The sequence below is a fragment of the Nitrobacter sp. CN101 genome (assembly GCF_055390255.1).
The window spans coordinates 3,023,940-3,037,138 of the sequence record NZ_AP038833.1; the positions used below are offsets into that span (position 1 = coordinate 3,023,940).

Annotated in this window: 2 protein-coding genes; one reads left to right on the forward strand and one right to left on the reverse strand. The window is 62.5% G+C overall.

Annotation, left to right across the window (positions count from 1 at the left end):
* Positions 1-168: 168 nt before the first annotated feature.
* Positions 169-381 carry a hypothetical protein gene (locus ACZ5IL_RS15280; RefSeq protein ID WP_464592760.1) on the forward strand — a complete coding sequence of 71 codons (213 nt, stop codon included), beginning with the start codon at positions 169-171 and terminating at the stop codon, positions 379-381.
* Here the strand turns inward: ACZ5IL_RS15280 and ACZ5IL_RS15285 are convergent, their stop codons facing one another.
* Positions 382-13,164: a PLxRFG domain-containing protein gene (locus tag ACZ5IL_RS15285; RefSeq protein ID WP_464592762.1), complete on the reverse strand. Its 12,783-nt coding sequence runs from the start codon at positions 13,162-13,164 to the stop codon at positions 382-384.
* Positions 13,165-13,199 lie beyond the last annotated feature (35 nt).

A 13,199-nucleotide genomic window follows, 5' to 3' on the forward strand; every position in this document is an offset into this window, starting at 1 on the left:
GGTCAGTGCAGTATTAGAGAAAAGCGGGACCGACCCGCCCTCGAAAAGTAGATCGGCCCTCGCGTAGTAGCTGGCGATCCTTTGAAGACCAACCACCTCGATCAGTCAGTTTATAGCCCGCGAATCGCGGTTAGTAAACTCGCGGTTGCCGCAGATCACACACTATGGTTGAATCTCGTATCCACCATTGAGGATAAGGATTTCACCGTGAAGTATTTTGCATTGATTGCCGCCGCCTGTCTGACCGCCCTCTTTGCCAGCCAGGCGAGCGCGCAGTACATCCCGCCCCCGGTAGGCGGCGGAACGATCGTGGTGCAGCCCTCGTCCCCCTCCGCTCCGGCGCCGATCCCGTCGCCGGTGCCGATGGGCCCGAGATACTGATCAATAAACCCGCGGCGGCAGCCGTTCGTTAAGCAGCGTGTTCTGCCGCCTGTTCTGAATGATGATGCCGTTCTCGGCTCGGTTCGATAGCCGATTGCGCGTCCGGATCGAGTCCCGGATGGTCTCTCCGGTGATCCGCTTGGCCGCATGGGTCGGCTCGGCGTTGAATTTCTGGATCTCGGCCAGCGCCGAGGCCGTCGCAGCCTCATCCCCCGCCTTGTGTGCCTTGGCATAGCCATCGAGCAGTTGCTTACGCTGTTGCCCGATGCGCTTGTCCATGTTCGCCTTCTCATCGTTGCGGGTGTACTGCTCCGCGACCGCCGCCGGCGTGAAGCCGATCGCCTGCTTAAGAGCGTCCTTAAGCCCAAGGCTTTCGGGCGACACAACGATATCACCACGCATGTTGACGACACCCTCTTGAGAATAGCGCCATGCCTTCATCAGGTTCTTGGCCGCGGTTGGCATCATCATTTCGACGCCGCGCGCCACGCCCTTGCCGTCCCGGATAACGTTGAAGCCGTTGTAGATGTTGTGGCCCATGCCCCAAACCGGGCCGAGCATTTCATTGGCGAGCGAATTCCACCAATCTTGCGCCGTCTGGACGCGATCTTGCGACTGAAACCACAAATCTCCCATGCCGATGCGCTTGGTTAGCGAGGTGCCGGTGAGGTAGCCCGGCACGCCGTCGAGCGCCATGCCACCAAGCTGCGGGCCGAGCGTGTTGAGCACCGCTCCGCGGAATTCCTCCTCGTCCGACTTATCGTCGTCCGTCCCGAACATCAGTTTCCAGAGCGGGATCAGGGTGTATTTCAGCAGCGGCACGCCGAGGCCGCCAGCCATCAGCGCATACATGCCGACGATCCCGGTGAGTTGGAAACGCGCCTCCTTGCGGGCTTGCGGCGTGTCGCCTGCGAATGCCTGCTGGGTATCCCGGAAGAGGCGGTACATGGAATTAATTTGGAAATTTTTGAACAACAGAATCACCTTCGCGGCGTCGTTCTGCATGACCCGCGGCCGGTTGGTGTTCGAGTAGTCGAAGTGGGTCAGCCACGTCAGTTCGCCGGCCTTATCGACCGCCGCCCCGTGTGACATGCCAGCCTGCCGTGCGAGACGGTAAGCGGCCAGCGCCGTCACCTCGCGGTTGAATCGCTCCGCATGGTGAAAAAGGAACGACATGGCCTGCATCACGCGCTGCCGCGTCGGATTGTAACCGGCCCCGCGATCCGCGATCCCAGCCAGGTCGTGCGACATCGATTTATCGAGGGTGCCGCGCTCGTACAGATCCGCGATCGCCGTTTTCTCGAGGTCGGTGAGTTTGCCGCTTGTCTCGACGCCGCCCTTGCCGCTGACGAAATCATGCGACGCCTTGGTGAGCGCGGCCGTTGCGTTGCCCATGCCGAAGCGGCTGCCGAGGATCGGCACGCCCATGATTGCGGTCTGCGTCAGGTTGACCGCGGCCGATGCTGGCGAGAAGCCAAGGAAATATAGGAAACCGAGCGTCGTGGCGTTGTTCGCCCACGCCGACCCCTTCGGGTTCATCACCCACTCGTGCCGTTTACTGAGTTCGTTGGCGACCTTCATCGCCGAAATCGGGTCTTTGGCCTGCTTCGCCTGGTCAACCGCCTGATTGACGAGCTCGAGCATGTCGCCGCCGAACTTAACCCGACCGATCTGGTGCGCCGAGTGGAACATATGGCTCGCAAAGGCGCGCATCGCGTCGGTGTTGAAGCCGGCCACGCCGCCACGGTGAATCGATCTCTTGCGGATCGACAGGTCGGGCATCGCCTCGAGGTACCGTTGCCAAACCTGATCCATCACGTCGTCAGACACGCCGGCGTTGCCAAGGATGGCTTGAATGTCGGCCAGCACGCGCGGGTCCATCTGCGATCGCAGATTGCCCTTGTCCTCGAGTAGGCCGGTCTCGATATTGCCGTGCGGCAACTGAGCACGGAGGTCGCGCACCACGCGATCAAGCTGGGCTTTGGTCTCCACACGGGAGAACGAAACGATCTTACCGAGGTCATCGCGCACGGCGACGAAATACTGGCCGAAGCGCGCCAGCGGGAAGTATGGCGATGGCACGCGGTTGGACTCGAACGCCGCCCGCAACGCCGCAAGCCGCGCCTTCTTGCCGAATTTCAGCTTTTGCTGGGCGCGCGTGAATTTGTCCTCGGCGGCCTTCACCGCATCTTTCTTCTCGTCGCCGGTCAGCCCCTCGTCCCGGATCTCGGCAAGTTCTCGATCGCGCGTGCGCTCCGCCGTGCGCAGCTCTTGATCCATCGCCTTCGAGACGTTCTCGAGGATGATCTTGTCGCGTTCTTCCGCCTCGTCCACGTAGGCGTCCCGCACCTCCTCATAGACCGCCTGAGCGTTCGGGGTCAGGGCTCGGTAGCGTTTCATCAGCGCGGCCTGGTCGCGATTATGCTCCCACCCATCGGACGGCCTTGCCGGATCAAACCCGAGCAGCGTGGCCTCGTGCATGACATCTGCCAGCGGCTTTGCATCCGCCCCGCCCTTGCCGACCGCCTTGCGCCAGCGTTGCACAATCTCGTCGGCGATGTTCTGCTTCTTGTTGCGGTAGGTGTCCATGCTCCGCTTGGTGTCGATGTACTGCTGTACGGCGACTTGGTTCGGCGCCGCCCAATCGGGCAGTACATTCAGCGGCAGCAGCGCCAGCGCCTTGTCGCGTTGGTCCTCGGCGAGCGCCTTCACGGCGTCGGAGAGCTCGCCGGGCGTGCGCGGCATAGCCCGGTTGGGGTCGCCTAACCCGCTTTCCGAGAATCCCGGACGCTCTCTTCGCGCTTTATCCCCACCCACAACTTCGCCGTCTTCACCAGCGATTGTTTGTTTGGGATCCGATCCGGCAGGGCTTCCATTTTCTTCAAATGTTGCTCCCACGTCTCCAGCGTATCGAACGGCTCCGGGCCGTCCATCATTATCAGTGATTTGTCGTCCATTGAGCACCTTGCTTCTGAGTTTTCTCGCCGCTTGGTCGATGTACTGCCTCATACCGAGCCGGCGAACTATCTCCGCCTCGTCTTGGAAATTTGATTCGACGTCGATCAAGCCTGCCCGCTGAAGGGCAGCAAGTCTGAAATGAGAAAATAGTTCGCCTAATTCCTTTCGTGGCAGCGCGGCAAGCTCACGGTTCTTGATAAAGCCGCCCCACAAGATTGGGTCCACATCGTCCGCGATGATGCTGCGAACCTGCTGAAATTTGGCGTACGGATCGGCAGATGCAAGCGCTTTTTTGGCCTCCGGCGTCGGAGATGCGCGATAGACCGCACCGTCATGTCCATGCGCCCATACCGAAGCCACGCCAGGGAAGGCGAACATAGCGATGTCGCCGCCACTGAGAGCGCTGTTGAGAGGGTGATTGTGGTGGATGACAATCTCCGCATTGGGGTCAAGAGCGGCCGATAGAAGTCGCTCCGGCGGCTGGATATTGTTTCGGATTCCGCGGCCCCACACCATCGCGTTTCCGTCCTTATCAAGAGCGACAAGATGCTCGATCCCGGTTGCACGGCCCCGCTCCAACACGGCCTGCTGCGCTTGGTGGCCGATCGGCTGCCCTTCGCGCCTCGGGAATTGCCCGAGATCGACAAAGCTCGACTGCTCGTCGCCCTCGCCTTCGCTAAATCCGGGCCGATTCTCCGTCTTGTTCGCCTCGATCTGATCGGTAATCCAGTCTTCGGCCGCAACACGGGTATGGAAACCATCTGCCGGCTGATTGGCGAAGCGCTGGCCGTCCTTGTTGACTACGTTGAACCGGCCGCCGTTCTCCGCAATCTCAACATCAGCACGAGCGGTAAGTCGCGGCGCTTGATCCTTCTTCTTCGGCTTGAGCTGGTCGATGACCGCGCGGTGACGCTCCTCTGCCGCCTGTAGCTTCTCTGCGCCATCCCAAGGTTGGACGAGCGCGCGCAGCTTCTCGACGTTGCTCTTGCTGTAGTCGAGGGCCTGCTCCGCCTTCGCTACGCGCTCGGGCAGCTTTCGGACCGTATTCAGCAGCTTCATCGCCACCCCGGTCGCATCGGCTACCTTCGGGTCGCCGATCTTTACCTCCTCGGGCTCAGAGGCTCCGATTTCGATAACGAAGCCGTACTCCTTGTTGTTTTTGTCGCTAATATAGACGACGCCGAGGTTCGAAATCGTGAGCGGGAAGCCGCCGATCTGGCCCAAATCCGCTTGATCTTCATCTTTGGCGATCATCTTGGCAGCGCGGACAAGGATCGCGTCCCCGAACTCCTTCGGCTTCTCGTATTCGGCGGTCCCGACCTTCATGGTCGGCTTCTCGCCCATTGCCGCAACCGTCTCGGCGTCCTGCCGGAGCCTGGGCAGGCTCGATTCATTCGCGGCCGCAGTTTCACCCTCGAACTTAATGCTCCTTTTGATGTCAAATTGCTCGCGGTCGTGCTGGCTACGCGCAGCGTCGAGTTTGCGCACTTTCTGCCGGAGATCCATTTCCTCGAGGATCAGCGGATTGCCACTGGCCGCGGCCTTCATTTCGGCCGCATTCGACGCCTCGCCGGCTACGTCCTCGATCTCGCGGGCCGAAAGATCGCCCTTGCGCAGTTGTTCGATGAATCGCGCCTTGCCCTCGATGGTCTGCCACATGCGCGCGTCGAGCGTGTTCTTGGTCGCGTAGCGATAAACGCCAACCTCGAAATTCTCCGGATCGCGCGCATAGAGGCTGTTGCCTTGCCGGATGATCCGGCCCTCGCGCTGCTCGAGGTCAGACGGGCGCCATGGCGCGTCAATGTGGTGCAGCGCCACAAGCCGCTCTTGCACGTTCATGCCGGCGCCCATCTTGGCGGTGGAGCCGAGCAAAACGCGGATATCGCCGGAGCGCACCCGGCCGAACAACTCGGCCTTCTGCTTGTCGGTGTTGGCGTCGTGGATGAAGGCGATCTCCTTGTCGGGGATGCCGAGTTTCAGGAGCTTGGCGCGAAGGTCGTCATAGACAGAGAATTCACTGGTGAGGGCGTCAAACTCGTCCGGCGACATCGCGTCGAGCTTATGCTGCGCGTCCTCGTCGCCCTCCTCGGCCTTCTTCATCAGATCCCGGATGCGAGCGCCCTCTTTCTCCCGGGCCTTTTTCGGCGTCGAGAGGTCGATAAACACGAGCTGCGCGCCCTTGTCGGCGTGCCACTGATCATAGATCCGCTTGATGCTGACGGCCGCAGTGCCGACCTTGGAGACAGGCTTGTTCTTGCCGGCGTCCGGGTCGGGATAATTGGCGTCGATCAACCGCATGTCGAGCGCGGCCTTGCGGGCGTCCGACATGATCTTGAGCATATTGTCGTCGCCCTTCTTGGGCGGGCCTTTCGGCAAATGCTCGGCGCGATGGATCAGCGACCCCTCGGGGTAGTTCTCGGTGTCGGCGCCGCTGCGGTCCTTGATCGGAACGCCGATGTAATCCGCCTGAAACTCGGTCCGATCGACGATGACGTTCTGAGGCTTGCCGCCGACCATCTTCGGAATGCCCAAGGTCTTGCCCTGGGCGGCGAGCTGGCGCTCGATATCATCGCGCGTGATGACGTCGGCAAAGCCTTTGTACTGGCGCAGCAGCTCCGGCACGTTGACGAATTTCGCAAACCGCGAGTTCATCTTGTACTTGCCGGAGGGCGACAACTCCCAATCGCTCACGATTTCGCCGAATTGCCGAGCCCATGCGTCGAAATGCGCCAGGCCGAGGTCGCGGAGCCGCCGCCCGTCGAGATACCGCTGGACGGTGAACATTTCCGCCATGGTGTTCGAGATCGGGGTGCCAGTGGCAAAGATAATGTTGCGGCCGCCCGTCTTGTCGAGCACGGACTGCGTTTTCATGTAGATGTCGGACGCCTTCTGGCTGCCTTTTTGGTTGCCGAGACCGGCCACGCGCTGCATCGACGAGGAGAACGCGAGGTTCTTGAACTCGTGCGCCTCGTCCACGGCCAGCGCATCGATGCCGATATCTTGGAACGTCAGGCCGATCTCATCCTTGCTGGGTCCGTCGAGGAGCCGTTTCAGCTTCGCGGTCAGGCTGTCGCGCGCCTTCTCCATCTGCGCAACGTTTCGGGTTTTCTTGCCCTCCGCCTCACGAAGCGCGGAGATCGATGCTTCCATGTCATCGACCTGGCTTTCGATGAACTTGCGCTGATAATCCAGATCGACCGGGATCTTGCCGAACGAGGAATGTGCGACAATCACGGCGTCATAGTCGCCGGTGGCGATGCGGGCGAACAGCCGGCGCCGATTGTTGGCGTCAAAGTCCTTCTTGGTCGCGGCCAAGATGTTCGCGCCGGGATACAGCCGCATAAAATCGGCGCCCCATTGCTCAACGAGGTGGTTTGGCACCACCAACATCGGCTTCTTCGCAAGCCCAAGCCGGCGCATTTCCATGATCGAACCGATCACAGCGAAGGTTTTGCCGGCTCCGACAACATGGTCGGCCAGCGCGACGCCCTTCTGGATCACGCGCCAGATGAAGTTCTTCTGATGCGGCCGAAGCTCGATGACGTCGATCGTGCCAGGAAGGCTCAGATGTGAGCCGTCCGGCTCCCAAGGCTGGTCGGTGTTGAACGTGTCGTTATAGAGCCCTGCCAGCGCGTCGCGTCGGGCATCGTCCTGCCATAGCCATCGCTTCCACTCGTCACGGACGCGGGCCACCTTCTCGTTCGCCGCCTCGGTGGCAACATGGTTCACCGAAGAGGAACCATCGCTGTGCCGATCCGAAACCGTGATCGTTCGGCCGTTGATCGCGGCCTCAAGCGTCGCTGTAACGCTGGTGCGCTGTGTGCCCCACTTTGCCTCTGATGCCGGCGTGGAATTGACTTTCGAGAGTATCCACTTCGCTATCTGCGGCGAATAGAACGCCTTGGCGCCGTCGGTCTCAGTGATATGTGCGGCGAACTCCTCCACATACTTCGGCGGCACCCAATGCGCTCCGGGCGCGACACGAATATCAATCGGGTTGAGGTCGGCCGGGATCACCTCTTTCAGGGCGTCCACGTTGCGCTGATAGCTCGGATCAGCCTTTGCCGATTCGACAGCCAGCGCCAGCTTGCGCTTGACGTTGCCGGACAGATAGTCCTCGCGCGCCTGCCACCCAGCTTCCGGGTTCTTGAAAACCAGAGGCCCGAGCTCTTGGACGATCGCCTCGGGCGACTTGCCATAAAGCCGCGCCATATAATCGAGGTCGATCTTGCCGAGCTCGTTCTGCGAGATCGCAAGCGCGTCCTTGGCGCTCGGCGCGCTGGTCGGGGCCTGATACGGGTGTTGCGTACGCTTGGAGAATACCGCGGCCTTCTGCGCGCTCGGCGCGCGAGGTTTCTCGCCGGTCTTGGCCGCAACGGTGCTGCTGATCCCCTTGTCGAACTTATCTTCCAGCGCGGAAAGCTGCGGCCAGGTCGGATCGTCTTGGAATACGCGCCGATTGGCGTCGAGATTGATCGGACCATTCTCCGCGACGAAAGAATCGTAAGTCTTGTTCAGTTTGGCGCGAAGGCCCGCCAGTGCGCCGGCGCCTGCTTCCGGATGAAGCTGCGCCTTTCGCAGCTTCGCGAATGCGTCGCGGATTCCGATCAATCCTTTCACACGCTCGAGCACGCGGCCTTCTTCGATGCTGGCAGGCTCGGCCTGCGGCTTTCCGAGCAAGTCCTGTCCGCGCATCCAGACCTTGCCGTCCTTGTCCATGAACATCGAGCCGACGACGGCGGCTCCCGCCTCTTGGGGCGCCTCGATCGTCGGATCAGCCAACCGCACGCCGGGGGCCTCGATCGGTCGCTCCGGAAGGCTGGCGATGAAATCGCGCACGCGCGCCGCGGTGTCCTGACCTTCGGGCGCGACCACGGCGGAATGCCCCTCCGGACGCATCGTGCCGTACCAGCCGAGCTTGCCCAGCACATTCTCAGGATGGTCTTTGAAATACTCGTTCAGCGGCATTTCGCGGTCTTCGGTGTCGGTGAAGGTCGCTGTATCCACCCACGGGTCGCCGGCCGCGGCTTCGCCGTCCGCCCGCTTGCGCAGGAAGATGATATCGGTGGTGACGCTGGTGCCGGCGTTCTTCTCGAACGCATTGTTCGGCAGCCGCACGGCGCCGACAAGATCGGCGCGCTCGGACAGATAGCGCCGAGCGCCATCGCGCCGCGAGTCCATCAGGCTGTCGCTCACTACCATAGCCAGCAGCCCGCCCGGCCGCAGCGAGTCGAGGCTCTTGGCGAAGAAGAAATTATGGATGCTGAACTTGAGGTTCTTCCGGTTGACGTCGAAGACCCGTTCCGAACCAAACGGCGGGTTGCCGATGGCAAGGTCAAAATAGCCGTCAGGCGTCACGAACTGCTCGAAGCCGGTCCGGTCCTGAATGTTGGCGTCGGGATACAGATGCTTGGCGATGCCGCCGGTAACCCAATCCTTCTCCACGCCGGTCAACTGCGAATGCTCGCGCATTTCGCCCGGCATCAGGCCGAAGAAGTTGCCAACGCCAACGGAGGGCTCGAGCACGCGGCCGCCACCGAAGCCAAGCCGGCGCACCGCATCCCACATCGCCTTGACGATCTCGGGCGCGGTGTAGTGGGCATTCTGCGTTGAACTGGCCGAGGCCTTGTATTCCTCGGGGCCGAGGAGATCGCGCAATTCAGCGCCGATCTTGTCCCATCCTTTCGAAAAGCTGCCATCCTCGCGCGGGAACGCGGCCTTGAGCCCGCCCCAGCCGACATACTTAGCAAGGATCGCTTGCTCGGCCCGGGTCGCCTTCCGATCGCCGAGTTGCTTAAGAAGGCGGATAGCCTCGAGGTTCTGCTGAACCTTCTGGCGCTGACTGCCTTCGCCGATCGCATCCTCGTCACCGATGACGAAATTGCCGGAGATCTGCGGCGCCGGAGTGGCCGCCGTTTCCGGCGGAGCCGCGTCCTTCTTTACCTGGCTTTCGATCCGCTTGGCTGCGGAATCGCTATCTCCCGCGCCCCGCTTTTCATCGCGGCGTGAAGCATTTCGGTCGCCGTCGCCGGCTCGCTGCCCTTCCACATCGGGCTGTCTTGCCTTGTCATCGCGTACAGGCTGTCCGGCTCGGGCGGGAACAGGTAGCTCTCCCGCACCATCTCCCACGCGCCCTGCGGGTCGTGCCCCGCCTCCTCGAGCGCCACCAACTCCCGATACGTCAGCTCCGCCGCCTCTTTCAGAGCCGCTTCCAGCTTCCCGCTCGCTTCCAGTTGGTGATACAGCTTCGGAAGGTGCTCCTTCCAATGCGCTCGAGCTTGCCTGATCCAGTTTTGGAAGTCCGCCATCGGGCTCCTCCTTTGCATCCGAGAGCATGGCCACTTGGGCGCGTACTGTCTCGGGAGTATCCATCCCGACGATATCGAAACCGGAATCCTCGAGCATGTCACGGGCGCCATTGTACCACGCCCGCAGGTATTTACGAATGGTCGATACATCGGTGTCGAGGTCTTTGGCGACCGCCCGGGCAACATCGGCGAACTTGCGTGCGCCGGCTTCCAGATGGAAGGCCGCCAGCTCGGCGCCGAGGGCGAGAACTTCGGGATCGATGCCGGAGTTCAACTGGCCTTTCAGCTTGGCCTTGAGTTTGGCACGCACCTCTGCGGCGCGGTCGGCCGACACCAGCTTGTTCGAGGCGCCATAGACCGGCTTATCGGCCGGCGGCTTGGTGCCCTTCGGCTGGATGACGGTCTCCTTGCCGGTCTGCAACGACTTGACGACAAGTCCGGGATGTTCCTCGGCCGCCCGATTAACCTCGCGCAGCTCTTTCGCTTCGGCCGGCGAAAGCGCCTCCTTGCCGAGCAGTTCGAGGCGCCGAGCGTCGGCAGACTTCTGTGCATTTTCTGCACTTTGCTCCGCCGCCTTCGGCCTGATCTCGAACCGCTGCCTTTGCGTCTGCACGATCTCGTGCGAGGCGGTCAGTCCCTTCTTATCCATGTAGGTCTGCGAACGCTCGCGCGTGCTGAACCACTTGGATTTCGGACCGACGGCCGGGAAAGTGGATACCGGTTTCCCATCTGCTTTCGGCGCCGCGGGCTGCTCCGGAGCGGCCGCCTTTGCGATCGCGCCCTTCTTCGGCTGATCGGACTTAACCCACGACTTAAACTCGTCGATCGGCATCGCCGTGACCGCGGCAAGGCCCTCCCAGTCCTTCGCATAGTTCGCGCTATAGGCCTTGCGCGCTTCGGCTTCGCTGTCGAAGCCGATCATGACCTTGTGTTCGTCGAAGTGGCCGTTCGCTTTGTTTTGATCGACGACGTAGACGGTGCCGTTCCAGTCGTTCGGCGTACCGGCCTTTACGAACGCATCGACATGGTCCTTATCGAACCCGACCGTGCCTTTGATGTAGCCGTAATGGCTTTTCATCTTGACCGACCACGGCTTGCCCTTCGGATCGACGCCTTTGCGTTCCGAGCCCTCCGGATTCTCGATCGAGAGATCTAGCCCGCCGATAGCGTGATGGCCGAGCTTGTAATTACCGGCCTCCTTTTGCGCCTGGGTGGGCTCGTTACGATCGTTCTGCGGTGACGTCGCCGCCTCGTGCGCGGCTTCTTCCAGCGTCGGCCCGTTCATCGCCGGCCGGATCTTGTTCTGGATGGTTACGCCGAGCGCGTCCCATTTCATCTTCGGGCTGCGCTTCACCCCCGCGCGGTCCAGCATCACCTTGCGGGCGGCCGGCTCCATGCCGTCCCACGCATCGCGTGCAGCCGTGAGCGTCTTGGGATCGAACGCCGGCGCCACCTGCGCGGCATCTTTTCCGGACTTCGCGGCCTGTTCGACTATATGGCGGTATTCGTCGGACGCCTTGTTGACGTCCTCGAGTGGGATACCGAGTAGATCCGCGGTGCGCTGGCGTTCGGTCTCAATCAGCTTATCGGCGCCGCTGGTATCGCGGCCGCCCTGCCGGAAACTGTTCCGGCGCTGCCCAACGTCATAGAGCGAGGCGAGCCCATCGCTCGGGAACGCCACCTTTTTGCCGGCCACATCGAAACTGAACGGGACCGGCTTGGCCTCTCGCTCGCCCTCGGGGGCTGGCCGTGACTTGGGCGCAGCGGCCGCGGCCGCCTCGCGAATACCCCCCTCAACCGGCGAAACCGCCGGAACGGTTTCAGGCTCTAGTCCTGGCTCGATCGCTTCCGGTACCGGTTCGGCCGCAGAAGGCTCTACCCGCGCGGTGTCAAGTGTTCCGCCCTCTCCAACGTCCTGTGCCAAGTTTGGCACCCCGATCGCCGGCGCAGCCTCGGCTCCCTCCGGCAACGGCTCCGGATGCGGATCCGATGCAGTCAACGGTGCGGTGCCTCCGAGCGGCGTCACCGTCACGTCCGGATCGTTCATCGGCAGGGTGTGAACCTCGCCGCTGTCGTCAACCACGTCCATACCGTCGGCGTGATAGCCCTGCACGGTGACGTTCAAAGCCGGCACGCCGGGCATTGAGACGGCAACCGGCGTTCCAACCGGGACCATAGCCTCGGCCGCGGCTGCGGTTTCGCTGGCCTTGCCACGCTCCATCGCGCGACCGAGAGGGCCCGCGGGCGGGGCTGCCGGTGTTGCCGACGGCATCGCGCCAGGCGCAGCCGGAGCAACTTGTGCAGAATTTGCACTTGTTGCCGGAGCCGTTGTGCTCGGCGCCGGGACGGTTTCCGCGGGCGTATCGACATAAACCCGTGTCGCGCCGTTCGCCGGGTCCACGGCCGGGCGTTGGGGTTGTGGAGATGCGGCCGCGCCGGAATCTAACGGGGCATTTGGATTCTGCGCCGGAGCCGGAGCTGGCGTCTGCTGACCGCGGCCGGCAACAGCTTGAACAGCGTGCGCACCACCGCCCATCGCGCCGCCGCCGAGTGCGCCGCCGATCGCATTATCGAGAACGTTAATGACGCGCTGGCTCGCCGGCGTTTTATCGCCCAGCACCTCTGAAACACTCTCTTGGATAACCTGCTGCATCCCTTCGGTGCTGCCTTCGGCAACAGCACCGCGCGCGATCGCGTTGGTGACGCGGCCGATGATCGATTGTTTGAGCCTGCCGACGGTTGCCTTGTCGATCGCCCCGCCCAGCACCTTGCTAAGGCCGAGCGTTTCGACTTCGCCCATGATGTCGAGCGCCGCGAGCGGCACGCCGGCCATCATCGAATAATCAACGATCTTCTCGGGCGTGAGTTTTCCGGCTTTCACCTGCTCGGCGATGCCGGGGCTATCGCGGAGCGTCCCGTACATATCGCCGGTGTTCTGGATGTAGGACGGGGCGGCCGCGCCCGCTGCCATGCCGAGGATCGGGTTTTCGGTGACGAACGTGGCCAGCACGCCAGTAACGAGGCTCGGCGCCGACGATCCGATGGCGTTGCCGGTCGAATATTTGATGTAATCCCACGCATCGCTGAACGAATGCACGTCCGCAACGCTACCGACACGCGGCTCGAGTCCCTTGGTGCCGCGGGCCGATGCGTCCTGGACGGTCTTACCGGCATCGTAGAGCGTTTGGTTGCTGAACTTGACGCCGAGAGCCTGGGCAAAGTTGCCCGCCATCGTCCCGTTGCCGATGAGCCCGGCTTCGACGCCGGCGGAGAACGGGCGGGTCTGGCCGGGCGAGCTCGCGGCCTGCTTCTGCTTGAACCCCTCGAATTCCTCGGGCGTCATGGCCGCGTAGGTGCCGGGCTCCTTGGCGTTGAGCGTCGCAACCTGCTGGTCGGTCGGATCGAGGCCGGGCGCGGCAACTCGAGAGGTCGGATTCACAAGCCCCGGACTTAGACCGTATGTGGTCTCCGCATCACCGATTGCAGCGTCGAGGGGATTGAGTCCGAATCCGGCCATGGCGAGGGGCACCCTTGATCGAGTGGGATGCCGCG